This is a genomic window from Microbacterium sp. AK009 (assembly GCF_013410955.1).
Taxonomy (GTDB): Bacteria; Actinomycetota; Actinomycetes; order Actinomycetales; family Microbacteriaceae; genus Microbacterium.
In genome coordinates this window covers 64,499-88,219 of the sequence record NZ_JACCCG010000005.1, presented here as the reverse complement: position 1 = coordinate 88,219, position 23,721 = coordinate 64,499, and the positions used below count along the sequence as shown (strand labels likewise).

Annotated in this window: 24 protein-coding genes; 12 read left to right on the top strand and 12 right to left on the bottom strand. The window is 70.1% G+C overall.

Annotated features, from left to right (window positions below):
* Nucleotides 1-7: 7 nt before the first annotated feature.
* The 3 genes from HDC37_RS11905 to HDC37_RS11895 all read right to left on the bottom strand — a co-directional run bounded on the left by HDC37_RS11905 (nucleotide 8) and on the right by HDC37_RS11895 (nucleotide 3,904).
* A complete protein-coding gene (locus HDC37_RS11905) occupies nucleotides 8-943 on the bottom strand; it encodes an NUDIX domain-containing protein (RefSeq protein WP_179560628.1) in 936 nt (311 codons plus the stop codon).
* On the bottom strand, nucleotides 940-3,105 hold the full coding sequence (locus HDC37_RS11900; protein WP_179560627.1) for an RNA degradosome polyphosphate kinase: 2,166 nt from the start codon (nucleotides 3,103-3,105) through the stop codon (nucleotides 940-942). The genes HDC37_RS11905 and HDC37_RS11900 overlap by 4 nt, the downstream gene beginning before the upstream one ends.
* Before the next feature lie 82 nt (nucleotides 3,106-3,187).
* Nucleotides 3,188-3,904: a winged helix-turn-helix domain-containing protein gene (locus tag HDC37_RS11895; RefSeq protein ID WP_179560626.1), complete on the bottom strand. Its 717-nt coding sequence runs from the start codon at nucleotides 3,902-3,904 to the stop codon at nucleotides 3,188-3,190.
* A gap of 147 nt (nucleotides 3,905-4,051) precedes the next feature.
* Between HDC37_RS11895 and HDC37_RS11890 the strand changes: the two genes are divergently transcribed.
* The 3 genes from HDC37_RS11890 (at nucleotide 4,052) to HDC37_RS11880 (ending at nucleotide 6,213) form a co-directional block, all read left to right on the top strand.
* Nucleotides 4,052-4,342, top strand: coding sequence for a hypothetical protein (locus HDC37_RS11890; protein WP_179560625.1), 291 nt, complete (start codon nucleotides 4,052-4,054; stop codon nucleotides 4,340-4,342).
* A gap of 154 nt (nucleotides 4,343-4,496) precedes the next feature.
* Nucleotides 4,497-5,105, top strand: coding sequence for an FABP family protein (locus HDC37_RS11885; RefSeq protein WP_179560624.1), 609 nt, complete (start codon nucleotides 4,497-4,499; stop codon nucleotides 5,103-5,105).
* Nucleotide 5,106: 1 nt separating this feature from the next.
* On the top strand, nucleotides 5,107-6,213 hold the full coding sequence (locus HDC37_RS11880) for a folate-binding protein YgfZ (RefSeq protein WP_179560623.1): 1,107 nt from the start codon (nucleotides 5,107-5,109) through the stop codon (nucleotides 6,211-6,213).
* Between the two features lie 27 nt (nucleotides 6,214-6,240).
* On the opposite strand, the gene HDC37_RS11875 is transcribed toward HDC37_RS11880, so the two are convergent.
* Entirely contained in the window at nucleotides 6,241-7,065 is an 825-nt protein-coding gene (locus tag HDC37_RS11875) for a class I SAM-dependent methyltransferase (RefSeq protein WP_179560622.1), read from the bottom strand.
* Between the two features lie 56 nt (nucleotides 7,066-7,121).
* Between HDC37_RS11875 and HDC37_RS11870 the strand changes: the two genes are divergently transcribed.
* Nucleotides 7,122-7,874 (top strand): phosphoglyceromutase, encoded by a 753-nt coding sequence (locus HDC37_RS11870; protein WP_179560621.1) that lies wholly within the window; start codon nucleotides 7,122-7,124, stop codon nucleotides 7,872-7,874.
* Between the two features lie 64 nt (nucleotides 7,875-7,938).
* Here HDC37_RS11870 and phoU read toward each other — a convergent pair whose 3' ends face one another.
* Complete coding sequence (gene phoU, locus HDC37_RS11865) at nucleotides 7,939-8,622, bottom strand: phosphate signaling complex protein PhoU (RefSeq protein WP_179560620.1); 684 nt, start codon at nucleotides 8,620-8,622, stop codon at nucleotides 7,939-7,941.
* A 174-nt stretch (nucleotides 8,623-8,796) separates the two neighbouring features.
* On the opposite strand from phoU, the gene HDC37_RS11860 reads away from it, so the two are divergent.
* On the top strand, nucleotides 8,797-10,032 hold the full coding sequence (locus HDC37_RS11860; RefSeq protein ID WP_179560619.1) for a cell wall metabolism sensor histidine kinase WalK: 1,236 nt from the start codon (nucleotides 8,797-8,799) through the stop codon (nucleotides 10,030-10,032).
* Nucleotides 10,029-10,712, top strand: a complete 684-nt coding sequence (locus tag HDC37_RS11855) for a response regulator transcription factor (protein WP_179560618.1) — start codon at nucleotides 10,029-10,031, stop codon at nucleotides 10,710-10,712. Before HDC37_RS11860 ends, HDC37_RS11855 begins: the two co-directional genes overlap by 4 nt.
* Nucleotides 10,713-10,978: 266 nt before the next feature.
* Here HDC37_RS11855 and HDC37_RS11850 read toward each other — a convergent pair whose 3' ends face one another.
* The gene (locus HDC37_RS11850) at nucleotides 10,979-11,494 is read right to left on the bottom strand and encodes a DNA modification methylase (protein WP_257021475.1); all 516 of its coding nucleotides are present in this window, start codon (nucleotides 11,492-11,494) and stop codon (nucleotides 10,979-10,981) included.
* A 171-nt stretch (nucleotides 11,495-11,665) separates the two neighbouring features.
* Between HDC37_RS11850 and HDC37_RS11845 the strand changes: the two genes are divergently transcribed.
* Nucleotides 11,666-12,148 carry a CarD family transcriptional regulator gene (locus HDC37_RS11845; protein WP_124293803.1) on the top strand — a complete coding sequence of 161 codons (483 nt, stop codon included), beginning with the start codon at nucleotides 11,666-11,668 and terminating at the stop codon, nucleotides 12,146-12,148.
* Between the two features lie 16 nt (nucleotides 12,149-12,164).
* Nucleotides 12,165-13,367 (top strand): 2-C-methyl-D-erythritol 4-phosphate cytidylyltransferase, encoded by a 1,203-nt coding sequence (gene ispD / locus HDC37_RS11840; protein WP_179560617.1) that lies wholly within the window; start codon nucleotides 12,165-12,167, stop codon nucleotides 13,365-13,367.
* Nucleotides 13,368-13,410: 43 nt separating this feature from the next.
* Here the strand turns inward: ispD and HDC37_RS11835 are convergent, their stop codons facing one another.
* Complete coding sequence (locus HDC37_RS11835) at nucleotides 13,411-13,875, bottom strand: GNAT family N-acetyltransferase (protein WP_179560616.1); 465 nt, start codon at nucleotides 13,873-13,875, stop codon at nucleotides 13,411-13,413.
* The gene (locus HDC37_RS17550) at nucleotides 13,875-14,804 is read right to left on the bottom strand and encodes an EamA family transporter (protein WP_308472195.1); all 930 of its coding nucleotides are present in this window, start codon (nucleotides 14,802-14,804) and stop codon (nucleotides 13,875-13,877) included. The genes HDC37_RS11835 and HDC37_RS17550 overlap by 1 nt, the downstream gene beginning before the upstream one ends.
* Before the next feature lie 85 nt (nucleotides 14,805-14,889).
* Between HDC37_RS17550 and cysS the strand changes: the two genes are divergently transcribed.
* Both cysS and rlmB read left to right on the top strand, forming a co-directional pair.
* Nucleotides 14,890-16,296 (top strand): cysteine--tRNA ligase, encoded by a 1,407-nt coding sequence (gene cysS, locus HDC37_RS11825; protein ID WP_179560614.1) that lies wholly within the window; start codon nucleotides 14,890-14,892, stop codon nucleotides 16,294-16,296.
* Nucleotides 16,289-17,287, top strand: coding sequence for a 23S rRNA (guanosine(2251)-2'-O)-methyltransferase RlmB (gene rlmB / locus HDC37_RS11820; protein WP_179560613.1), 999 nt, complete (start codon nucleotides 16,289-16,291; stop codon nucleotides 17,285-17,287). Before cysS ends, rlmB begins: the two co-directional genes overlap by 8 nt.
* Nucleotides 17,288-17,350: 63 nt before the next feature.
* Here rlmB and HDC37_RS11815 read toward each other — a convergent pair whose 3' ends face one another.
* The 3 genes from HDC37_RS11815 to HDC37_RS11805 form a co-directional block, all read right to left on the bottom strand.
* Entirely contained in the window at nucleotides 17,351-18,778 is a 1,428-nt protein-coding gene (locus HDC37_RS11815) for an amidohydrolase family protein (protein ID WP_179560612.1), read from the bottom strand.
* Nucleotides 18,779-18,844: 66 nt separating this feature from the next.
* A complete protein-coding gene (locus HDC37_RS11810) occupies nucleotides 18,845-19,714 on the bottom strand; it encodes an NAD(P)-dependent oxidoreductase (RefSeq protein WP_179560611.1) in 870 nt (289 codons plus the stop codon).
* Nucleotides 19,711-21,093: a Xaa-Pro peptidase family protein gene (locus tag HDC37_RS11805; RefSeq protein WP_179560610.1), complete on the bottom strand. Its 1,383-nt coding sequence runs from the start codon at nucleotides 21,091-21,093 to the stop codon at nucleotides 19,711-19,713. The genes HDC37_RS11810 and HDC37_RS11805 overlap by 4 nt, the downstream gene beginning before the upstream one ends.
* A gap of 148 nt (nucleotides 21,094-21,241) precedes the next feature.
* Here HDC37_RS11805 and HDC37_RS11800 point away from each other — a divergent pair, with 148 nt between their 5' ends.
* Complete coding sequence (locus HDC37_RS11800) at nucleotides 21,242-21,949, top strand: SDR family NAD(P)-dependent oxidoreductase (RefSeq protein ID WP_179560609.1); 708 nt, start codon at nucleotides 21,242-21,244, stop codon at nucleotides 21,947-21,949.
* Between the two features lie 17 nt (nucleotides 21,950-21,966).
* On the top strand, nucleotides 21,967-22,677 hold the full coding sequence (locus tag HDC37_RS11795; RefSeq protein ID WP_179560608.1) for a cupin domain-containing protein: 711 nt from the start codon (nucleotides 21,967-21,969) through the stop codon (nucleotides 22,675-22,677).
* Here the strand turns inward: HDC37_RS11795 and HDC37_RS11790 are convergent.
* Nucleotides 22,599-23,717, bottom strand: a complete 1,119-nt coding sequence (locus HDC37_RS11790; protein ID WP_257021484.1) for a zinc-binding dehydrogenase — start codon at nucleotides 23,715-23,717, stop codon at nucleotides 22,599-22,601. The two genes, HDC37_RS11795 and HDC37_RS11790, sit on opposite strands and share 79 nt — an antisense overlap.
* Nucleotides 23,718-23,721 lie beyond the last annotated feature (4 nt).

Below are 23,721 nucleotides of genomic sequence, written 5' to 3'. Positions count from 1 at the left end.
CGACCGTTCACAGTGCGGGCGTGAAGGTCTCGATCGAGAGCAGACCGGAGCCCGGGGCGTCGGCGGAGACGTGGAGCACCGAGTACCCCGCAGGCTCGAGCGGGGGTGACTTGGCCAGCATCCCCGGAAGAGTGCCCGTCGCCAGCACGACCTCGCTCAGGAGCGTGGGCAGGACCGGGCGGTGACTGACGAGGACGACGGGCCTCCGGCTGCGGACCCGCTCGCCGATCACCCGGCGGACGTCTGCCGACCCCTCGTCCCAGGCGTCCTCGCTGATGTTCCGGCAGAGCTCGACCTTCCGCCCGGCGGCGGCGGCGAAGGGCGCGACCGTCTTGACGCAGCGGACGGCGGGGCTGGAGAGCACCTGACGCACACCGAAGGCCTGAAGCTGACCGACGAGCGCCGACGCCTGGCGCTTGCCGCGGACAGTCAGGGGCCGGTCGGTGTCCTTCCCGTCCCAGTCCTCCCGTGCGAGCGCCTTGCCGTGCCGCAGGACCACGACGGGGAAGGTCCGAGGCGGATCGCCCTCGCGAAGCGCGAGGAACCGCTCGAGGATGTCGACATCGACGGGGTAGCTGAGGAGCTTCAGCGCCTTCTTGGGCGACCGCCACTCCAGGGCCGCGATCTCACGGTTGGGTACGAACGAGGAGGTGCGGATGGCCGTGTCGGTGGCCTCGGCCGCCCAGTAGTGCACGACCTTCTCCCGCTTGCTCGGCAGGTGGTAGCGGGACACGCCGACGGGGGCGCCGAGGCTCACCTTGATCCCGGTCTCCTCGTGGATCTCGCGCGCCGCCGTCTCGGGGAGGGTCTCGCCCGGGTCGACCTTGCCCTTGGGAAGTGTGACGTCGCGGTACTTCGTGCGGTGGATGAGCAGGACCCGGAGCTTTCCCTCCACCAGACGCCAGACGACGCCGCCCGCGGCCCAGACCGTGTCGGTCGTCATCGCACCGCCCGTGCGCGCCGGCGGCGCTGCACGTTCGTCATCGTCTTGTCCTGCAGATCGATCAGCGCCTTGCCGTCCTCGTCCCGGCTGTGACGGGTCCACTCGCCCTCGGGGCCCAGCCACCACGAGCTCGTCGCATCGTTCATCGCGAGGTCGAACAGGTCGGAGAGCTCCTTCAGATGCTGCTCGGCGGTGACCCGCACGAGGGCCTCCACGCGACGGTCGAGGTTGCGGTGCATCATGTCGGCGCTGCCGATGAAGACCTGAGGGTCGCCGTCGTTCTCGAACGAGAAGATCCGCGAGTGCTCGAGATACCGACCCAGGATGCTGCGGACGGTGATGTTCTCGCTCATACCGGGGACGCCGGGCTTGAGGGAGCAGATGCCGCGGACCCAGATCTCCACAGGCACCCCGGCCTGGCTCGCCCGGTACAGGGCGTCGATGATCTGCTCGTCGACCATGGAGTTGACCTTGATCCGGATGCGGGCGGGCTTTCCGGCCAGTGCATTCCGGCGCTCACGGTCGATCAGTCGCAGCAGGCCCTTCCGCAGGTGCAGAGGAGCGACCAGGAGCCGCTTGAACTTCTTCTCGATGGCGTAGCCCGACAGCTCGTTGAACAGACGCGTGAGGTCGCGCCCGACCTGATCGTTGGCGGTGAACAGGCCGAAATCCTCGTAGATGCGGCTGGTCTTGGGGTTGTAGTTCCCCGTGCCGACATGGCTGTACGAGCGCAGCACGCCGTCCTCCTCGCGGATGACGTGGGCGAGCTTGCAGTGGGTCTTCAATCCGACGAGGCCGTAGACGACGTGGACGCCCGCCTTTTCGAGCTTGCGCGCCCAGACGATATTGGCCGCCTCGTCGAATCGCGCCTTGACCTCGACCAGCGCCAGCACCTGCTTGCCGGCCTCGGCGGCGTCGATGAGGGCCTGCACGATCGGGCTGTCCCCTGAGGTGCGATACAGCGTCTGCTTGATGGCGAGCACGTGCGGGTCCTTCGCCGCCTGCTCGAGGAAGGCCTGCACGCTCGTGGCGAAGGATTCGTACGGATGGTGGACCAGCACGTCGGCTTTGCGGATGGCGGCGAAGATGTCGGCGCGTTCGTTGTTGTCGCCCGGCTGGAAGGCCACCGCCGTGGTGGGCAGGTGCGGCTTGTAGTGCAGTTCGGGTCGGTCGATCCGCGACAGGTCGAACAGGCCGCGCAGATCGAGCGGCCCGGGAAGGCGGTAGACCTCCTGAGCGGTGATGTCGAGCTCGCTGAGGAGAAGGTCCAGCGTCAGGTCATCCATGTCCTCAGTGACCTCGAGGCGGATGGGCGGGCCGAATCGGCGGCGCAGGAGCTCGGCCTCGAGGGCCTGGATGAGGTTCTCCGTCTCATCCTCCTCGATCGTCATGTCCTCGTTGCGGGTGAGGCGGAAGGCGTGATGGTCGAGGATCTCCATGCCGGGGAAGAGATCGTCGAGATTGTGGGCGATCAGGTCCTCCAGCGGCAGGTACCGCACGCGCTCGCCGTCCCGGGCGACCTCGACGAACCGCGGCAGCATCGGCGGCACCTTCAGGCGCGCGAACTCCTGCCGGCCGGTGCGGGCGTTGCGGATGCGGATGGCGAGGTTCAGCGACAGGCCGGAGATGTAGGGGAAGGGATGGGCGGGGTCGACCGCGAGAGGCATGAGGACGGGGAAGACCTGCGCCTGGAAGAAGTCGTACAGCCCGGTACGCTCGTCCTGAGTGAGATCGTCGTACGACAGGATCTCGATGCCCTTTTCGGCCAGCTGCGGACGCACCACGCTCGTCCAGGCGTCGGCGTGCCGGAGCTGAAGGGCATGCGCCGCGGAGGAGATGTCGGCCAGCACCTCCTGGGGGGCGCGGCCCACGTTGGTGGGGACGGCGAGGCCGGTGAGGATGCGGCGCTTGAGCCCGGCGACGCGCACCATGAAGAACTCGTCCAGGTTGCTGGCGAAGATCGCCAGGAAGTTGGCCCGCTCGAGCGTCGGCAGCGAGGGGTCTTCGGCGAGCTCGAGGACCCGTTGGTTGAAGGCGAGCCAGCTCAGCTCGCGATCGAGGTACCGATCGTCGGGGAGCTCGGAGTCGAACGCCTCGGGAACGTCGAAGTCGTCGTCATCCGCATCGCCGAGACCGGCGTCGAGCACGTCGTGTTCGATCATCCCCACATCATTGCAGGGTGAGGTGTCGCCCGCGTGAACCGGCGCGTCACGGGCTCGGCCGGCGGTGTCTGCTGCGGCGCGGTCAGGCGTCGGTGCGTTCCCGACTCGACGCGCGGTCACGAGGGGCGGGGACCTGATCGTCCTCGTAGACGTTGAATCGGTAGCCGACGTTGCGCACCGTGCCGATCAGCTGCTCCAGATCGCCGAGCTTCGCGCGCAGCCGCCGGACATGAACGTCGACGGTGCGGGTGCCACCGAAGTAGTCGTAGCCCCACACCTCGCTGAGGAGCTGCTCGCGCGTGAACACCCGAGAGGGGTGGGTGGCGAAGAAGTGCAGGAGCTGGAACTCCTTGTAGGTCAGATCGAGCGGTTTGCCGTGCACCTTGGCGGAGTACGAGGACTCATCGATGCTGATCCCGGAGGTCTGGATGCGCGTGGAGACCTGCTCCTTGGAGGCCCGGCCGATCGCCAGGCGGACGCGGGCGTCGACCTCGGCAGGACCCGCGGTCACCAGGATGACGTCGTCGACACCCCAGTCGGTGGACACCGCGGTCAGACCGCCCTCGGTGACGACGAGGACGAGGGGCGCGTCCAGGCCTGTGGTGTTGAGGATCTTGCAGAGCGACTTGGCTCCGACGAGGTCGACGCGGGCGTCGACGAAGATGACGTCGGCGGCGGGGGCATTGACCAGCTGTGCCGGTTCGGCGGGGATGAGTCGCACGCGGTGACTGAGCAGCTCCAGGGCAGGCAGGACAGGTCCTGCTCCCTGCGTGGAGCTCAACACCAGAAGCTGTGCCACGTGCTGGACCGTCCTCCCGACGCTCTGCGGCGTCGTGCACTTTGACTTCACGTTCGTGAAGCCCAGTGTAGGGCGTGGCGGGAACCGGCCCGACGCGGTGCGCGCATGAGGGTGTCCTCGTCCCTCCGATAGGACACAATGAGAGGGATGTCCGAGATCGAGCTCGTACCCCGCCGCACCATCGGCGGGATCATCGCCGTGTGGGTGCTCGCGGCGATGGCGGGAGTATCGATCGGGGTGTTGGTGCCGGTGGAGTGGCGGGCCGCGTGGCTGACGGTGACGCTCGGCGGCTGCCTGATCCTCGCGTTCGCGGTGCAGCTCTGGTACGGCCGTTCCCAGGGCTTCACGGAGCGGGTGGCGGCCAGCGTCCTCGGCGCCCTGCTGGTGCTGGGAGTGCTGAGCATGGGCTTCGCGCTCGCGGCCGTCGTGACGGGCTAAGCCTCCGCGGGCGGCGCTAGACTCGGGTGCATGGACCTCCTTGCGCTCGAAATCTTCTACCTGGGGTTGCTGGGTCTCGCGTCGGTCGCCATCGCGTTCGTGTCGGCTGTCGTGATCAAGAACCTCTACCGCGGACAGCGCTGACGAGCCTTTCGTGCTCGAGCTGCCGACCGACCTCCCCGCCGATCTCGCTCCTCTCTCGTGGCTCCTGGGCGTATGGGAGGGCACGGGCGTCATCGACTACGACACCCCTGAGCACCACTACGTCGGAGAGTTCCGCCACCGGGTGAGCTTCAGCCACGACGGGGGAGACCACCTCAACTACTCGGCCCGGGCGTGGCTGCTCGGCCCCGCACCCGACCCGCGGCCGCAGGAGCTGGTGTCGGAGACGGGCTTCTGGCGGCTGTCGCGTCCCGCAACCGCCGCCGATGCGGGCCCCGGGCTCCTGCCGCCGATCGAGACCGCTCGCGCGCGGACGGTCGACGACGTCGAGGCCCTGCGGACGCCCGAGGGCGACTTCGAGGTCGAAGCGGCGATCGTGCACTCCGACGGCGTGAGCGAGCTGTACCTCGGACGCGTCCGCGGTCCTCGTATCGACCTCGCCACCGACGCCGTCGTCCGCACCGCCGGCGCCAAGCCCTACACCGCCGCCACACGGATGTACGGACTCGTGGACGGCCACCTGCTGTGGGCCTGGGACATCGCCGCCGTCGGCGCGCGTCTGGGCGCGCACGCGTCGGCCCGATTGGCGAAGGCGGACTGACATGCTTCCCCTCATCGACCTTCCCGGCGCGATCGTCGAGGACGGAGTGCTCGAGCATCTCGGCAATCCGCTGGGCGAGCAGCGCGCGTTGGCTCAGGGCCGCGCCGTCGCTCTCCTCGGGGATCGCGGTGTCATCGCCGTCGCCGGACCCGACCGGTTGACGTGGCTGGACTCGCTCACCTCCCAGGCGGTCGCGCACCTGTCCCCGGGGGAGAGCTCGGAGCTGCTCGTGCTCGATCCGCACGGCCACGTCGAGCACGCGGCATCCGTGCTCGACGACGGTGAGACGACCTGGTTGATCGTCGAGGCCGACGACGTCGCGCCGCTGGCGTCGTGGCTGCTGCGGATGCGGTTCCGGCTGCGCGTGGAGATCAGGGATGCCACCGACGAGGTCGTCGTGGTGGGGGGAACGGATGCCGCGGTGCGCGGCGTCCCTGCGGCAGAGCCGGCGGGACGCCGGCTCGCCTGGCAGGATCCGTGGCCCCGCGTTCAGGTCGGGGGTCATGCGTACGGACCCCTCGAGGACCATCCGGGCGCGGACTGGGACTGGACCGAGGCTCTCGTGCTCCCGGACGACGCCGCTCGGCTGATCGAAGACGCGCGCCGCGGCGAGAGGGACCTGGCCGGGGCGCTCGCCGCCGATGCCCTGCGCATCGCCGCGTGGCGTCCGCGTCAGCGCAGTGAAGCCGACGAGCGCGCCCTCCCGCACGAGGCCGATTGGCTGCGGACCGCGGTGCACCTGAGCAAGGGCTGCTACCGGGGGCAGGAGACGGTGGCGAAGGTCCACAACCTCGGCCACCCCCCGCGGCGCCTCGTCGCCCTGCACCTCGACGGCAGCGACAGCACGCTTCCGCCGCACGGGTCTCCGGTCCGCAGCGCGGAGGACGTGGTGGGCACGGTCACCTCCTCGGCGTTGCACTACGAGGAAGGGCCCATCGCTCTGGCGCTGGTACGCCGGAACACCCCCATCGACATCGACCTCGTCGTCGACACCGAGGGTGGAGCGGTCGCGGCCGCCCAGGTCGCCATCGTGCCGCCGGAGGCGGGCGCGGTCGCCGGGGTTCCGCGCATCACCCGTCTGTCGCGGCGCAAGGTCGCGGGGGCCTGATCCGCAGGTCGGCCCGATCGGTCCCCGTCAGCGGGGCGCGACGGTCTCCCACGGGACGGTCATCTCGCCCAGGCGTCCGCGCCGACGGTCGAGGAGGTCGACCTCTCGCGCCCGGAGCGCCCGCAGGGCACCCTCCCAACGCTGCACCGGGCCGAACGGGGCGAGGCTCGCGGCGCGCTCCCACTCGTCGTCCAGAGCCCGGAGCAGGTCGTGGATCCGCTCCCCGGGCACGTTCCGATGGATGAGCGCCTTCGGGAGCCGCTCGGCGACGATGCTCGGCCGCTGGAGATCTGCCAGGCGCAGCGAGATCGTCAGGGTGCGCGGGCGCGCGGTGTGGTCGACCGCGACCCAGCTGGCGATCCGGCCTCGCTCGTCGCACGTGCCCTCGACGAGCACGCCACCGGGCTGGAGGCGGGCGGCCATTCGCTCCCAGGCGCCGACGACGTCCGTCTCGTCGTACTGGCGGAGGACGTTCATGGCGCGGATGACCGCGGGGCGGCGTCCGGGCGGGAGGGGGACCTCGAAGCCGCCGCGGTCGAAGCGCACGCGGGCGTCGGGGGCGAATGCGGTGTCGCCGGCGCGAACCCGCGCGAGTTCTTCCCGGGCGCGGTCCACTCGCGCCGGATCGATCTCCAGCCCCACCACCTCTGCGGTCGGGTGGACCCGCGAGACCCGGGACCACAGTTCCAGCGTCGTCCACCCTCGGGCGCCGTAGCCGAGGTCGACGACGAGGGGGTCGTCCGAGCGGCGGAGGGCGGGGTGCCGGGCGATCCAGCGATCCACCCGGCGCAGGCGATTGGTGCCGGTCGTCCCCCGCGTGACGCGCCCGACAGGAGCGCGTCCGCCGGTCATCCCTCCATGATGCCAGCGGGTTCGGGTGCTGCCGATGCCCTCAGTAGCATGAAGGTATGACCGAGCCCTCTACGCTGATCCTCCTTCGTCACGGCCAGAGTGAGTGGAACGAGCTGAACCTCTTCACCGGGTGGGTCGATGTCCGCCTGACCGAGCAGGGAAAGGCCGAGGCCACCCGTGGCGGCGAGCTTCTCGCCGAGTCGGGCCTGGGTCCCGACATCCTCTACACCTCGGTGCTCAGCCGCGCCATCCAGACTGCGAATCTCGCCCTCGACGCCGCCGACCGGCTGTGGATCCCGGTGAAGCGCTCGTGGCGTCTGAACGAGCGGCACTACGGCGCGCTGCAGGGGAAGGACAAGGCGCAGACCCTGGCGGAGTTCGGGCAGGAGCAGTTCATGCTCTGGCGCCGCTCCTTCGACGTGCCGCCGCCGCCGCTGGCCGACGACGACGAGTTCAGCCAGGTCGGCGACCCGCGCTACGAAGGCATCGACGGCGAGGTGCCGCGCACCGAGTCGCTCGCGCTGGTGATCGAGCGCCTGCTGCCGTACTGGAACAGCGACATCGTCCCGGACCTCGAGGCGGGCAAGACGGTCCTGGTCACCGCGCACGGCAACTCGCTGCGAGGTCTGGTCAAGCACCTCGAGGGCATCAGCGACGCCGACATCGCCGAGGTCAACATCCCCACCGGGATCCCGCTGGTGTACCGGCTCGACGGCGATCTCGTTCCCGAGGGTCCGGGCCAGTACCTCGACCCCGAGGCCGCCGCCGCCGGTGCCGCGGCCGTCGCCGCACAGGGGGCGAAGAAGTAGCCTCTCGCCAGACGCAGAACGGGCCCGCGCGCTGCGCAGGCCCGTTCTGCGTGTGAGGAGGGAGTCAGGCGTTCGCGGCCTGAGCCTCTTCGAACGCCTCGCCGTGGCTCGCCCAGTCGCCGGTGGCCAGGTAGATCATCTTCTTCCCGATCGACACCGCGTGGTCGGCGAAACGCTCGTGATAGCGGCTCGCGAGGGTCGCATCCACCGTCGCCGAGGCCTCGCCCTCCCAGCTGTCGGAGAGCACCTTCTCGAAGACGCTGACGTGGAGGTCGTCGATCTTGTCGTCGAGGTCGCGGATGCGGTCGGTGATCGTGAGATCGATGGTCCGCAGGAGCTCGGTCAGCAGGCGTGCGGCTTCCACGTCCAGCTGACCCATCTTCGAGAACGTCGACTTCAGCCCCTTCGGGACCGCCCGCTCGGGGAAGCGCATGCGGGTGAGCTGGGCGATGTGCTCGGCGATGTCGCCCATGCGCTCCAGCGACGCGCTCACGCGCAGGGCGCTGACGACGATCCGCAGGTCGCGGGCGACCGGCTGCTGGCGGGCGAGGATCTCGATCGCAAGCTCGTCGAGCTCGACCGTCTTCTGATCGATGATGAGGTCGGCGTCGATGACCTCCTCGGCCAGCGCGACGTCGCTCGAGCCGAAGGCTCGGGTGGCTTTGTCGATCGCCACCGTGACGAGTTCGGAGATCTCGACCAGACGCGACTGCACGTCCTCCAGCGACTGATGGAACACTTCGCGCATCGCAGCACCTTTCCTCGTGATGGACTTCCGCGTCGGGTGGGCACGCGTAACCCCGCGATTGTCGTCAGCGGAGGTTAACGGACGGTGCCCGAACAGTGAATAGTAGCGACCCCGCCCTCGCACGGCCTCCCGTTGCGCCGGAGCGCCGGTGCCTGGCACTCTACGCTGGAACCCATGGACACGACGCAGCTCGCGCTGCTGGCCCTCCTCGCCGGGGTGGTCATCGGGGCACTTCTGAGCGCCATCGTCCTGTTCTCCCTGCGCGCCCGCGACCGCCTGCGCGCCGCGGACTCGCGGGAGCTCCCCGAGGGCATGAGCGAAGTGCTCCACGGCATGGATGACCCGGCCGTCGTGGTCGACAACTCCTTCACGGTCCTCGCCGCATCCGCGTCGGCGACGCCTTTCCACCTGAGGGAGGGCGCGGCCCTTCCCGGGGACGATCTGCGCGTGCTCGTGCGCAAGATGAAGGATGACGCCACGTCGGCGTCGTCCACGCTGCGCCTGCAGCGGGGTGCACCGCCCGCCGAGCCGCGACTGGTCTCGGTGCGCGCGACGCGGATCTCGCCGCGCCTGACGCTGCTGGTCCTGCGCGACATCACCGAGCGGGAGCGGGTCGAGCAGATGCGGCGCGACTTCGTGGCCAACACCAGCCACGAGCTGAAGACCCCGGTGGGGGCGGTGAGCCTGCTGGCCGAGGCGATCGAATCCGCCGCCGACGACCCCGAGCAGGTGCGCGTGTTCTCCTCCCGCCTGTCCGCCGAGGCGAACCGGCTCGCTGTCCTCACCTCCCGCATCATGAACCTCTCCCGGCTGCAGTCGGCCGATGAGCTCTCCGAGGAGCGCAGCGTGTCGGTCGACGAGGTCATCGCCTCCGCGGTCGATGCGCACACCCTGCAGGCCGAATCCGCTGAGGTCGCGCTCACGCGTGGCGGCACCCGCGGCCTGTACGTGCGCGGCGACGGCCAGATCCTCAGCGAAGCCGTCGGCAACCTCATCGCCAACGCGATCGCGTACTCCCCGAAGGGCTCGAGCGTCGGTGTCGGGGTGAAGGCGGTCGACGACATCGTCGAGATCGCGGTCGCCGATCGCGGCATCGGCATCCCCGAGGCCGATCAGGAGCGCATCTTCGAGCGCTTCTACCGAGCCGATCAGGCGCGATCGCGTCGCACCGGCGGGACGGGTCTGGGGCTCGCGATCGTCAAGCACGCCGTGCAGCGCCATGGCGGCGAGGTGCGCCTGTGGTCCCGGCCCGGCCGGGGCTCCACCTTCACCATCCGGCTGCCTCTGGTCGAACCGCCCTTGGATGACAGCCCCGGTCGCCGCCCCCGGCGCAAGCGTCCCGCCTCCGGGGCAGGCCGCGCCGCGGCATCCGTCCCCTCCCGCCCCGTTCCGAACGGAGAACCCGAATGACCCGCGTCCTGCTCGTCGAGGATGAACCCGATCTCGCCGATCCGCTGGCGTACCTGCTCACGCGCGAGGGGTACGAGGTCGAGATCGCGGAGGACGGGGCGGCGGCCCTCGCGGCCTTCCGTGAGCGCGGAGCCGACATCGTGCTCCTGGATCTCATGCTCCCGAGCATGCCCGGAACAGAGGTCTGTCGGCAGATCCGGACGACCTCGACGGTGCCGATCATCATGCTCACCGCGAAGGACTCGGAGGTCGACATCGTCGTCGGACTCGAGCTCGGTGCCGACGACTACGTCACCAAGCCCTACTCGGCGCGAGAGCTTCTGGCGCGGATGCGCGCCGTGCTCCGCCGCCAGCAGCACACCGAGTCGGACCTGCAGGATCACGTGCTCGTCGGCGGGCGGGTCGTGCTCGACATCGATCGGCACACGGTGAGCGTCGACGACGAGCAGATCAACATGCCCCTGAAGGAATTCGAGCTGCTCGAAGTGCTGATGCGGAACGCAGGCCGCGTGCTCACCCGCGGTCAGCTGATCGATCGTGTCTGGGGGAGCGACTACTTCGGCGACACCAAGACGCTGGACGTGCACATCAAGCGGATCCGTTCGCGGATCGAGGAGAACCCCTCCGACCCGACGATGCTCGTCACCGTCCGAGGGCTCGGGTACCGCTTCGAGGGCTGAACGCCGGGCTGAACGCCGGGCTGAACGCCGCCGACGCCCGGGGATGTCTCAGAAGTCGCTGCTTGTTCGCGGCGGAGTCGCACCTTGTGAGACGCCCGCGCGGTGAGACGCCCCGCCTGGGGAAACGCCACGTGGCGGTGTCTCAGAAGCTGCGGGCTGGGTGCGGCGAAGCCGCACCTGGTGAGACAGCCACGTAGGGGTGTCTCAGAAGATGCGGGCTGGGCGTGGTGGAGCCGCGCCTTGTGCGACGCGCGCCCGGGGCCCGGTCAGGACGCGGGGACGAACGGCTCGAGGTACTCCTGCTCACCGTCCAGGACGGGCACGTCGGTGAGGATCGTCTCGCCGTCGCCGGACTGGAAGCTCGCCGGCACGTCGCTGCCCGGAAGCATCTCGATGCCCTCCAGGAGGATGGGGTCCTCGCCGTCGACGCCGAGGCTGATGACGGTGTTGGAGGGCACGCGGAGGGTCTCGGAGATGCCGCTGCCGGGCTCGCCGAACTCCATGCTGACGGTGTGGCTCTCGTCGGTGGAGTTGATGAAGGCGCCCAGGAGGTTGCCCGCCGAGCCGTCCTCGTTGGCCACGATGAGCACATTGCGGATCTGCACCGGTCCGCTCTCGGCCGACACGGTGATGCCGTCCGACGGGGAGTACTGGATGGTCGTGGCCTGAGTGGAGATCAGGGCGCATCCGCTCGCGCCGAGCAGGACGGCAGCGCCGAGGGCGCCGGCGGCCAGCATGCGCGCGGCGGTCCGGGAGCGTCCCGTGCCGAAAGTGCGGTTCAACGAAATCACGGATCCTCCCGGACGGATGGCGGCAACCCTTGCATTCTATGGTGTTCGTCCGCTCGGGACGGGCCACGCGGGAGTCCGACGAGCGCGGCGGCGGGGTGGACCGGCGAACTCTAGCGTATGTCGCCTGTGGTATCCTGGACGTTGCCGAAAGGACATAACTCCATGCTTTTTGAGGTTGGCGAAACGGTCGTCTACCCCCACCACGGGGCAGCGACGATCGCGGAAGTGAAGACCCGCATCATCAAAGGCGAAGAGAAGGTCTATCTGAAGCTCCGCGTCACACAGGGCGACCTCACCATCGAGGTTCCCGCCGACAACGTCGACCTCGTCGGGGTCCGCGATGTGATCGGCAAGGAAGGCCTCGAGCGCGTCTTCGATGTTCTCCGCGCTCCCTTCACCGAAGAACCCACGAACTGGTCGCGCCGCTATAAGGCGAACCTCGAGAAGCTCGCGTCGGGTGATGTCATCAAGGTGAGCGAGGTCGTCCGCGACCTGTGGCGCCGCGATCAGGACCGCGGTCTGTCCGCCGGTGAGAAGCGGATGCTCGCGAAGGCGAAGCAGATCCTCATCTCCGAGCTCGCGCTGGCGGAGAAGACCGACGAGGAAAAGGCGAGCGTCCTTCTCGACGAGGTTCTGGCCTCGTAGTCGATAGCGTGAGGGTGTGAGCATCACCCCCGTTCCCCGGGTCGCAATCATCGTCGTCGCGGCCGGGTCCGGCACTCGTCTGGGCGCCGGACCGAAAGCCTTCGTCGGCTTGGACGAGCACACCATCCTGCGTCACGCCCTCCTGGGGGTCTTCGATGCGGGAGCGGCGCAGGTCGTGATCGTCGCGCCGGCCGGTCGCGAGGGGGACGCCTTCACCGAAGCGCTGGAGACGGCGGGTGACCGGCGCGACCTCGTCAGCGTCGTGACGGGCGGCGCCTCGCGGCAGTCGTCTGTGGCGGCGGGTATCGACGCGCTCTGGCCCGACATCGACTTCGTCCTCGTGCACGACGCCGCGCGCTGCCTGACACCGTCCGATGTGTTCGATCGGGTGATGGCCGCCCTCGAACTGGGGCATGCGGGCGCGGTGCCGGTGCTCCCGGTCGTCGACACCATCAAGCGCGTGCAGGATGACCTCATCGTCGGAGTGGTCGACCGCAGCGAGCTGTCTGCCGCGCAGACGCCGCAGGGTTTCCGTCGCGACATCCTCGAAACGGCCTATCGTTCGGCGACAACGGAGTTCACCGACGACGCGGCGCTCGTCGGCGAGGCGGGGCACACGGTGCTCGCGGTGCAGGGCGACGCGCGGGCGTTCAAGATCACCACCCCGGCCGACCTCGACCGGGCTCGCCGGCTCGTCTCGGCCCAGCCGCTGGCGACCGCGGAGTCGTCCCTGCAGCGGGTTCCCGCATCCCCCCGAGTGGGGATCGGCACCGACGTCCATGCCGTCGGCGGTGACGGTCCGCTCTGGCTCGCCGGACTCGAATGGCCGAGCGAACCGGCGCTCTCGGGGCATTCCGACGGGGATGCGGTGGCGCACGCGATCGTCGACGCCCTCCTGGCAGCTGCGGGTCTCGGCGACATCGGCACGCACTTCGGCACCGACAGGCCGGAGTTCGCCGGGGCGCACGCCGACGCCTTCCTCGCTCGCACGCGCGCGCTCCTCGGCGAAGCCGGGTTCCGGATCGGGAACGTCTCGGTGCAGGTCCAGGCACGGCGCCCGCGACTGGCCGCACGACGCGTCGAGGCGGAGGCGGTGCTCTCCCGCGCCCTGGGGGGAGCGCCGGTGTCGGTGTCGGCGACGACGACGGACGGCCTCGGCTTCACCGGTCGCGGTGACGGCGTGGCCGCCTTCGCCGTCGCCCTCGTCCTGCCCGCCTGAGCCCCTCTCCTGTCCGCTGAGCGAGGTCGCTGGGGGCCGGAAATCAGACGCTCCGGGTCAGGAAGACCGAGTGAGGATCGGGGGCGTAGTCGCCGAACGGCTCGCAGAAGACGAAGCCCTCGCTGAGATAGAGCCCGCGCGCCGGTGAGAAAGCCGGCGCCGTCCCCGTCTCCAACCAGAGCGATGTCATCCCGAGCCGCCGGGCGCGCTCGATGAGGTGCCGCAGGATGAGTCGTCCGACACCGCGGCCGCGGTACTCGTCGGCGACCCGCATCGATTTCAGCTCTCCTCGAACCTCGTCGAGGGCGGCGAGGGCTCCGACGCCTGCCAGCTCGGCGTCGTCCCACGCTCCCCACAGTTCCACCGACTGGGCATCCAGCGCCTCGGCGCCGAGCGCGTGCACGCTCTCCGCGGGCGACAGGCCGTGCATGTCGCGCAGGTGCACCTCGATGAGGCCGCGCACCGCCGGGTCGGTGACGGCGGCAGGGCGGAGGGTCAAGCCGGTCATCAGCCCTCCACCGCGAAGGGGCGCGGATCCCGCGGCACGCGTGATCCGCGGGCGAGGAGTGCGAGGCCCACCCCCAGCACGACCAGCCCCACCACCGCGAGCGCGGACAGACGTTCACCCAGGACCGTGAGCCCGAGGATCGCCGCGGTGAGCGGTTCGCCCAGGGTGAGGGTCGCCGCGGTCGCGGCCGTGAGGCCGCCGAGCCCCCAGGTGAACAGGACGTAGGCGAGGGAGATCGTGCCGAGACCGAGCCAGAGCGCCATCGCGAGCCCGACGGGGTCGGCGAGCCAGGACACGTCCACGAACGGCAGCGCGGGGAGGGCCACGAGGGCCGCGCCCGCGCCCATCCCGCCGACGACGGTGAACGGATCCCACCCGGCATCCAGCAGGCGCCGCTGCACGTTGGCGATGACCGCGAAGGATGCCGCGGCGCCGAGGGAACCCAGAAGGCCCGCCGGATCGGTCCCGCCCCCGCCGCCGACGGCGCCGCCGCCGATCCCGAGGAGGACGACGCCGATCGTCGCAGCCCCGGTCGCGAACGCCCAGGTGGCCGTGGGGAGGCGTCGCGTCAGCAGCCATTCGAGCAGGCCCGCCATCACCGGTGCCGAGCCGAGCGCCACGACCGTGCCGACGGCCACGCCGTTGCGCTCGGTGCCGAGGAAGAACAGCGGCTGATAGAGCGCGAGGCAGATTCCGGTGACGGTCATGAGCAGGAGCGGCCGGACGCCGAGACGCGGTGCCGGGGGTGCATCCGCGGGCCGTCGCCGGGCATGGCGTCGCGCGAGGATCCCCGCGAGCAGGGCGAGCCCGGTACCGCCGATGACCATGCGCATCACGCCGATGGAGAGGGGAGTGGTGTCGTCAGGGCCGAGGGCCTGCGATGTGCCGGTCGTGCCGAACAGCACCGCGGCGGCGAGGACGGCGAACACGTGCACCCTACAGTTGTACCGCCCGGGACCTTCCCGCCTTGACCGCACCGCGTGTGGCGCACAGGCGCGCCGGTAGGCTGGGTCGGTGACTCTCCGGCTCTACGACACGAAGGCGCAGGCTCTGCGCGATTTCGTGCCGCTCAATCCTGCCGAGGTCACCGTGTACGTCTGCGGACCCACCGTCCAGTCCGGCCCCCACATCGGGCACCTCCGCGGAGCGCTCAGCTTCGACATCCTGCGGCGGTGGCTGCGACACCGGTACGGCCGGGTGACGTTCGTCCGCAACGTCACCGACATCGACGACAAGGTGCTGGCGGGCGCGACGGACACCGAGTCGTGGTGGGCGCTGGCCTACCGCATGGAGCTGCAGTTCGCTCGTGCCTACGCCGAGATCGGCATCCTCGCCCCCACGTACGAACCCCGGGCGACCGGGTCGATCCCGCAGATGCTCGCCCTCATCGAGCGGCTCATCCAGCGCGGGCACGCCTACGCCGCGGCAGGCGACGTCTACTTCGACGTGCGCTCGTGGCCCTCCTACGGCGAGCTCACCCGGCAGAGTCTCGACGCGATGGAGCCGGCCGCCGACGCCGACCCGCGCGGCAAGCGCGACCCGCGCGACTTCGCCCTGTGGAAGGGCGCCAAACCCGGCGAGCCCGAGTCGGCGACGTGGGAGTCGCCCTGGGGACCGGGGAGACCCGGCTGGCACATCGAGTGCTCGGCGATGTCGCGGCGCTACCTCGGCCCGGCGTTCGACATCCACGGCGGCGGTCTGGACCTGCGCTTCCCCCACCACGAGAACGAGCTCGCCCAGTCCGCGGCCGCCGGTGACGGCTTCGCGCGCTACTGGGTGCACAACGGACTCGTGACGGTCGGCGACCAGAAGATGTCGAAGTCGCTCGGGAACTACCTTCTCGCCGCCGACGTCCTCCGGGAGCACGATCCGCTCGTCGTGCGGTACGCCCTCGCCGCCGCCCACTATCGCTCGAGCCTGGATGTCACCCCCTCGAGCTTCGACGAGGCGGCCGCGGCGGTGGAGCGGATCCGCTCGTTCCTCGAGCGCGTCGCCCGGACGCTCGCCGAGGCCGATGACGACACGGTGGTGGCCGCGGCCGTTCCGGGCGCCTTCGCCGCCGCGATGGACGACGACCTCAACGTCCCGCAGGCCCTCGCCGTCGTCCACGAGCGGGTGCGGCAGGGCAATACCGCGCTGGATGCCGGGGAGAAGGATGCCGCACGCTCGGCGTGGGCCGATGTCGCCGTCTGCGTGGGCATCCTCGGCATCGACCCGGAGGACCCGCGCTGGCGCTCCGGAGGCGGGGCCCAGGCCGCGGCGCTGGACGCGCTCGTGCACGAGATGATCGCGCAGCGCGCACGGGCGCGCGCCGAGAAGGATTGGGCGAGCGCGGACCGCATCCGCGACGCGATCGCCGCAGCAGGCGTGGTCCTGGAGGACACCGCCGATGGAACGCATTGGAGTCTGACGAATGGCTAAGCCAGGAAACCCCGCCGCCGGTCGCGGCAAGAAGAAGGGCGCCACCAAGGGATCGGGAGGGAAGAACCGCCGCTCGCTGGAGGGTCGCGGCCCCACTCCCAAGGCCGAGGATCGCGCCTGGCACCCCGCAGGCAAGCGCAAGGCGGCTGCCGAGCGCTACGCGGCCGCGGGCGGCAAGGGGCGTCCGAGCGGGTCGGCGGCCTCCGCACCGCGCCGCGCGGCGAAGAAGGACGAGGACACCGAGAACGTCACCGGACGCAACTCCGTGCTCGAAGCCCTCCGCGCGAAGATCCCGGCGACCGCGCTCTACATCGCCCAACGGGTGGAGATGGACGACCGGGTGAAGGAGATGCTCGCGATCGCGACGCACCGCGACATCCCGGTCCTGGAGGTCACGCGTCCCGAGCTCGACCGGATGGCGGGATTCGACGGCGTGCATCAGGGCGTGGCGCTGAAGGTGCCGCCCTACGAGTACGCCCACCCGCAGGATCTGCTCGAGAAGATCATCGACAGCGGTCAGACCCCGCTGCTCGTGGCCCTCGACGGCATCACCGACCCCCGCAACCTCGGAGCGATCATCCGCTCGACCGCGGCATTCGGGGGGCAGGGGATCCTCGTGCCGCAGCGACGCTCGGCCGGGGTGAACTCGGCGGCGTGGAAGACCAGCGCAGGGGCGGCGGCCCGCGTGCCGGTGGCGCTCGCAGCCAACCTCACCACGACCCTGAAGGAGTTCAAGAAGCAGGGCGTCTTCGTCCTGGGCCTGGACGGCGGAGGAGACATCGCCCTCCCCGACCTGCAGCTCGCCGATCGACCCGTCGTGATCGTCGTGGGCTCTGAAGGGAAGGGCCTGTCACGCCTCGTGACGGAGACCTGCGACCAGATCGTCTCGATCCCGATCTCCACGGCCGCCGAATCGCTCAACGCCGGCATCGCGGCATCCGTCGCGCTCTACCAGGTCGCGACGCTTCGCACCGCGAAACCGACGGGATGACCCGAGGCGGCGTCCGGCTTCGTCGAGACGCCGCCCCGGGCCCGTGACCCGCAGAGCGGGCTGCTACTTCTTGTACTGGTACGGGTTGTAGAGCACCTCGACCTCGGGGATCTCGGGGTGCATGCCGGCGACCCATTCGTCTCCGACCTCGCGCTCGAGGTAGGACACCGTGTTGTCGAGCTTGGCCTTCACACCCGGCAGGTCGCCCGCCACGAGGCGTCCCTCGGCCTTGACGACCTCGCCGCCGACGAGCACCGTGTGCACGTCGCCGCGCTGGGCCTGGTAGACGACCTGACCCCAGGGGTTCACCAGCGGTGCCCAGGTGGCCGAGTGCTCGTTCTTCAGCAGCACGACGTCGGCGAGCTTGCCCTTCTCCAGCGATCCGATCTCGCCGTCCTTCCCGAGGGCCTGCGCACCGCCGCGGGTCGCCATGTGCACGACGTCCTCGGCGCGGAGCTTGACGTGCGTCACCGTCTCGGCGGGCTCGAGCTGGTGCGCGAGATAGTGCTCGAGCGCCCGATCGGCGTTGACGGTCGCCCGCATGGCCGAGAACAGGTCGGCGCTGAACCACACGCTGGTATCGACCGAGAGGGAGGTGGGGATGCCGTACTTGCGCAGCTGGTGCACGGGCGGATAGCCCTGACCGCACGTGTCCTCGGATTCGGTGGCGAGGGAGACGTTGCCGCCGGTCGCCGCGATCTTCTGGTACGAGTCGGCCGACAGCGTCGCGGCGTGGACGTAGGTGAATCCCTCCTCCATCACCCCGGCGGCGTAGGCGTTGCGGATCCCCCAGTCGTTGGTGGCGCCCCAGACACCCGCGTGGGTGGTGACGCGAAGGCCGAGGTCCTTCGCGACGCGATAGGCGGCGAGCTCGGGAAAGTTCTCGTCCTGGTTCGGCACGTCGAAGGCGATCTGGGTGCCGAACATGCGCGAGTCGTCCCGAGAGGCGGTGAGGATCTTCTGCACCTCGGGATCGGCGGTCCACTCCCACGGGGAGACGTGGATGTTGCCGTAGGCGAAGACGAACCGACCGGGCGAGTTCGCCAGGGCCTCGTAGGCGGCCCACCCGTGCTCGGGGGTGCGCAGGCCGTGCGACCAGTCGACGCTCGTCGTGACGCCGGACTCGACCGCGTCCAGCGCCGAGATCAGGTTCCCGGCGGCGTAGTCCTGGGGGCGGAATTTCGCGCCGTGCTGCAGGTAGTACCAGACGAAGTACTGCGTCAGCGTCCAGTCCGCGCCGTAGGCGCGCATGGCGGTCTGCCACATGTGCCGGTGCGTGTCGACCATGCCGGGCATGAGGATGCCGCCGGCGGCGTCGATCTCGAAGGTGTTGTCGGGGACGGAGAGGTTCGTTCCGACCTCGGCGATCTTCCCGTCGATGACGAGGACATCGCCGTCGGGAAGGACCGTGTGGGCGTCGTCCATGGTCAAGACGATGCCGTGACGGAACACGATGGGCTGGCCGCTCTGCGGCCGCGGGGTTTCAGGCATAGACGCTCATCCTCCTTGACGGGCGGTTCGTTGCGTTGTGGGGCGAAGCGGGTTCGGGTGTGTGTCTCAGCTCGTCCGGCGTCTGCTCACCTCCGCGATGGCGGACCAGTCCAGGTCCTTCAGCTCGGGATCGGCGAGGGCGCGATCGAACACGGAGATGAGGGCGGGGAGGGTGGCGGGGTCGACATCGACGGAGGCTGCGACCTGCTGTGCGAGATCGAGGTCCTTGCGGCCGAGGGCGATGTGGAACCCCGGCGGATCGTAGGCGCGCTCGGCGATTATCCGGCCGTAGCCGGTGTACACGACCCCTCCGAACAGCGTCTCGGAGAGCAGCCGGGTGAACTGCCCGGGGTCGACGCCGAGGCGTTCGGTCATCGCCACCGTCTCGCCGATCGCCTGCATGGCGTGGATGATGTTGTAGTTCACCGCCGCCTTGACCGCGTTGGCGACGGCCGGGCGGGTCCCGAGGCGCCAGGTGCGCACCCCCAAGACCTCCAGCAGGGGAGCGACGGTGTCGACAGCCTCCGCGGGGCCCGCGGCGAGGATGTTGAGCTTCCCCTCCGCGGCCACAGCGGGGCGCCCGAGCACCGGGGCGCCGATGTAGCGGGCGCCCACCGCCCCGAACCGGGTGTCGAGCTCGTCGGCCAGCGACGGGCTGATAGACCCCATGGCGACGTGGATGCCGTCGCGCGCGCGGTCGATGGCCTCGTCGGTGAAGACGGCCGTCATGGCCGCATCGTCGGCGAGCATCGAGAACGACACGTCGGCGGCGAGGGCGTCCGCCGCCGACGCCGCCATCGTGCCGCCGCGCGCGAGGAGCGGGGCGGCCGCGTCCGGCGACCGGTTCCACAGCACGACGTCGTGCCCGGCGTCGAGGAGGCGGCCGGCCATGGCCGATCCCATCGAGCCGAGACCGAGGAACGCGATCGTACTCACGCTTCGCCGCGCCCCCAGACGGTGTTGAGGTGCGACTGCGCATCCCGGTTGAGGTTCAGCGGCCCATCGATGGTGTAGTAGCGACGCCCGGCGACGATGAGCTCCTCCGCGGGGAATTTCGTGATGACTTCGCAGCCGTCGGCGGTGACCACCACTTCCTCCTCGATGCGGGCCGCTCCCCAGCCGTCGGCGGCCGGCCAGTACGTCTCCAAGGCGAACACCATCCCCTCCTCGAGGGTCTCGGGGTGATCGAAGGAGGTCAGCCGGGAGAAGATGGGCTTCTCCCAGATCGACAGGCCCACGCCGTGCCCGTACTGCAGGGCGAATGCGGCCATCTCGTCGGGGAACCCGAACTCGGTCGCCTCCGGCCACACCGCGACGATGTCGGCCGTCGTAGCGCCGGGCTTGACCAAGGCGATCGCGCGGTCCATGTACTCGCGCGCCCGGGTGTACGCGTCCTTCTGTGCGGGGCTCGCCGACCCGACGGCGAAGGTCCGGTAGTAGCAGGTGCGGTAGCCGTTGTAGCTGTGCAGGATGTCGAAGAAGGCGGGGTCGCCGGGTCGGATCAGCCGGTCGGAGAAGACGTGGGGGTGGGGTGAGCAGCGCTCGCCGGAGATCGCGTTGACCCCCTCGACGTACTCGGATCCGAGGTCGTACAGCGTCTTGGCGACGAGCCCCACCGCTTCGTTCTCGCGGACGCCCGGCCGCAGGAACCGGTAGAGCTCCTCATAGGCGGCGTCGACCATCGACGCGGCCTGGGTGAGCAGGCGGATCTCGTCGTGCGTCTTGATGCGCCTCGCCTCCATGAACACCTGCTGTCCGTCGACGACCTCGATCCCCTCGCGCTGGAGCGCCAGCAGCACGGGCATCTCGACCACGTCGACGCCGAGCGGTTCGTTCGCGAGACCGAACTTCTCCAGCTCGCGCTTGATCTTCCGGGCGACGTCGCCGGCGAGATCCGCGTCGGGCGGGAAGGCTCCGCGCAGCGTCGATATCCCGGCCCGCGCGCCGCTCTCGAGCCGCGGACGCTTCGCACCCTCGTGCGGGGCATGGGGATTCGCATCCGCCTCGGCGGTGGTGACATCAAGCCACGGGTTGTACAGCGCGTGGTGCTTGGCCGCGGAGCCGAAATCCCAGACGATGGGATCGGTCTTGCGGGTGAGCAAGGCGAAGCGGATGAGCTTGTCCATCGCCCAGGTGCCGATGTGGGTGCCGCTCATGTAGCGGATGTTGGAGAAGTCGAACGCCAGGACGGCGCCCAGATGCGAGCGGTCGAGTTCGGCGTGAAGCCGCGCCAGGCGCGAATCGCGCAGCCGTTCCATGTCGACGCGCTCTTCCCAGTCGACCGCTGCGGGACCCGTCGTTCCGGTGCTCTTCATTGAGTGATCTCCTTCGCCGGCGAGGGTGTCTTGACTTCACCGCTCGCGTCGAGTTGACTTCCTCAGTAAAGCGCTACTGGACACCGATGTCCAGTACCACTTCCGACATCGAGATGACGGGGTGTCGGCGACATCGCAAGGAGGAGATGTGAGCGAACGCACCATCGTCGTGGTCGGAGGAACGTCGGGTATCGGACGGGAGATCGCCGCCGACTGCGTCCGGCGCGGGGACCGAGTGGTGATCACCGGTCGTGACCAGGCACGCACGGAGGCGGTCGCCGCCGAGCTCGGATCGGCGGCGCGCGGCGTGGCCCTCGACATCTCCGAGCCCCATACGGTCGCCGACAGCCTCTCCTCCGTCGAGGCCGTCGACGGACTCGTGCTCGCCGCGATCGAGCGGGATGCGAACACCATCCGCGACTACGACATCGATCGCGCCATTCGCCTGACGACCCTGAAACTCGTCGGCTACGCCGCGACCATCCGCGCGCTGCTGGACCGCATGCCCGTGTCCGCCGATACCGGCATCGTGCTCTTCGGCGGCCGCGCGAAGGATCTGCCCTACCCCGGCTCGACAACGGTGTCGACGATCAACGGCGGCGTGACCGGTCTCATCAACACCCTCGCCCTCGAACTGGCCCCCATCCGAGTCAACGCCCTGCATCCCGGGATCATCGGCGACAGCCCGTTCTGGGCCTCCAAGCCCGCCGGGGTCCTCGAGCAGTACGAGCGTCACACGCCCGGTGGAGAGCTCGCCACCATGGCCGATGTCGTGGATGCGACGCAGTTCCTGCTGCGCAATCGCGGCGTCTCGGCGGTCAATCTCCCGGTCGACCGTGGCACGGCGCTGCTCTGACCGGCGAGAATCAGGGGATGGCTGACAATCTCGGAGCCCGCATCCGCGCCGCGCGCGTGAGCCGCGGACTCAGCCTCCGCTCGGTCGCCCAGTCGCTGGGGGTGTCGGCGAGCCTGGTGTCGCAGGTGGAGATCGGCAAGACACAGCCGTCGGTGTCGACCCTCTACGCCATCGCCAACCACCTGGGGGTGTCTCTGGACGAACTGGTCGGCGGTGCCGCGGCCGCCGCTCCCGCCGGCGCCCCCGCCGAGGCGATGGCGTCGGCGATCCAGCGCGGTGCGGACAACCCCGCCATCGAGATGGAGAACGGCGTGCGCTGGGAGCGCCTCGCGGGACAGCCGGGGGGGCCGGCCGATGCGCTGCTGGTCACCTATCAGCCGGGCGCCAGCAGCTCGATCGAGGGCAAGCTCATGCGGCACGCGGGGGTCGAGTACGCCTACCTCCTGGACGGGGCGCTGACACTGCAGCTCGAATTCGACACCCACGTGCTGCGCGCGGGGGATTCGCTGCATTTCGACTCCACCCGACCCCACCTGTTCTCCAACCGCGGCGACGAGCCCGCGCGCGGGGTCTGGTTCGTCGTCGGGAGGCGCCAGCACCACCAGGAGATGCCCGTCGCCCCCGGCGGCCATCATGCCGACGCCGTCGGTCACGCTGCCGGCGGGCCCGCCTCGGCGGTGGACGTGCTGCGGGCGATGGAGGGGCTGGCAGACCCCGCCGCGCGGTGACGGGCGCTGCGGGCGGAACTGATCCACGGGTCCACGAGCGTCTTGATCTGACGTGATCCTCCGGCCAGGAGCGGACGAAGCGCCGCCGCCTCGACATCCTCCAGGGGCACGACGGTCCCCGCGACATCCGACCAGTCAGGGCGGGTGCCGAGCAGTCTCACCGCTTCGGGGATGTCATCGCGGAAGACATGGGCGACCGTCCCCACGATGGCGAATTCCCGCAGGGTGAACGACCCCAGAGGCAGAGCCGGCTCGCCGCGCTGTATCCCCACCGGCACGAGCGTCGCCCCGGGGCGCGCAGCGCCGAGCACCTGCGCGAGTCCCTCGGAGCTCCCCGACACCTCGAAGAACACCTCCGGTTCGAGCCCGGCATCCTCGATCGCCGTGGTGAGGTCGGTCGTCCGGGCATTGCGCGCGGCGAAGGCTCCGAGGCGGAGGGCGAGGTCGAGCCTGTCGTCGTTGCGATCGAGGACCAGGACGCGCGCCCCGGTGCTGGCGGCGGCGAAGGCGATGAATGCGCCGATGCCCCCGGCGCCGACGACCACGGCATCCTGCCCGGCCGTCAGTCCGCTGCGGCGCACGGCGTGGACCGCGATCGCCATCGGCTGGGCGAGCCCCAGCGTGTCCGTCGTGAGCCCTGCGTCGCTGACGTCGTAGACGATCGCCGCCGGCGCGACGACGTAGCCGGCCAGGCCGCCGTCGCGGTGGAACCCGAGGGTGCGGTAGGTGCGGCAGAGGTTCGTCCGTCCGGCACGGCAGGGCGCGCAGTCACCGCAGGAGACCCCGGCGCCGCAGACGACCGTGGCACCGGGGGAGAGGTCCGCGACCTCCGAGCCGACCGCCTCGACGGTGCCGACGAACTCGTGGCCGAGGACGACGGGCGGTTCGGCCAGGACCTTCCACCGCCCGAATTCCGTGGCATCGGACCCGCACACGCCGCACACGGCGATGCGGATGAGCACCTCGTCCGGTGCGGGGGCGGGGACGGGGCGGTCCTCCACACGAAGATCGCCGATCGCGTGGAGCACGGCGGCGCGCATCGTC

What these genes read in the sequence shown, in the direction of transcription:
- HDC37_RS11905 (WP_179560628.1), bottom strand. Translation starts at nt 943, where the DNA reads ATGACGACCGACACGGTCTGGGCCGCGGGCGGCGTCGTCTGGCGTCTG.
- HDC37_RS11900 (WP_179560627.1), bottom strand. Translation starts at nt 3,105, where the DNA reads ATGATCGAACACGACGTGCTCGACGCCGGTCTCGGCGATGCGGATGAC.
- HDC37_RS11890 (WP_179560625.1), top strand. Translation starts at nt 4,052, where the DNA reads ATGTCCGAGATCGAGCTCGTACCCCGCCGCACCATCGGCGGGATCATC.
- HDC37_RS11880 (WP_179560623.1), top strand. Translation starts at nt 5,107, where the DNA reads ATGCTTCCCCTCATCGACCTTCCCGGCGCGATCGTCGAGGACGGAGTG.
- HDC37_RS11875 (WP_179560622.1), bottom strand. Translation starts at nt 7,065, where the DNA reads ATGACCGGCGGACGCGCTCCTGTCGGGCGCGTCACGCGGGGGACGACC.
- HDC37_RS11870 (WP_179560621.1), top strand. Translation starts at nt 7,122, where the DNA reads ATGACCGAGCCCTCTACGCTGATCCTCCTTCGTCACGGCCAGAGTGAG.
- phoU (WP_179560620.1), bottom strand. Translation starts at nt 8,622, where the DNA reads ATGCGCGAAGTGTTCCATCAGTCGCTGGAGGACGTGCAGTCGCGTCTG.
- HDC37_RS11860 (WP_179560619.1), top strand. Translation starts at nt 8,797, where the DNA reads ATGGACACGACGCAGCTCGCGCTGCTGGCCCTCCTCGCCGGGGTGGTC.
- HDC37_RS11855 (WP_179560618.1), top strand. Translation starts at nt 10,029, where the DNA reads ATGACCCGCGTCCTGCTCGTCGAGGATGAACCCGATCTCGCCGATCCG.
- HDC37_RS11845 (WP_124293803.1), top strand. Translation starts at nt 11,666, where the DNA reads ATGCTTTTTGAGGTTGGCGAAACGGTCGTCTACCCCCACCACGGGGCA.
- HDC37_RS11835 (WP_179560616.1), bottom strand. Translation starts at nt 13,875, where the DNA reads ATGACCGGCTTGACCCTCCGCCCTGCCGCCGTCACCGACCCGGCGGTG.
- rlmB (WP_179560613.1), top strand. Translation starts at nt 16,289, where the DNA reads ATGGCTAAGCCAGGAAACCCCGCCGCCGGTCGCGGCAAGAAGAAGGGC.
- HDC37_RS11815 (WP_179560612.1), bottom strand. Translation starts at nt 18,778, where the DNA reads ATGCCTGAAACCCCGCGGCCGCAGAGCGGCCAGCCCATCGTGTTCCGT.
- HDC37_RS11805 (WP_179560610.1), bottom strand. Translation starts at nt 21,093, where the DNA reads ATGAAGAGCACCGGAACGACGGGTCCCGCAGCGGTCGACTGGGAAGAG.
- HDC37_RS11795 (WP_179560608.1), top strand. Translation starts at nt 21,967, where the DNA reads ATGGCTGACAATCTCGGAGCCCGCATCCGCGCCGCGCGCGTGAGCCGC.
- HDC37_RS11790 (WP_257021484.1), bottom strand. Translation starts at nt 23,717, where the DNA reads ATGCGCGCCGCCGTGCTCCACGCGATCGGCGATCTTCGTGTGGAGGAC.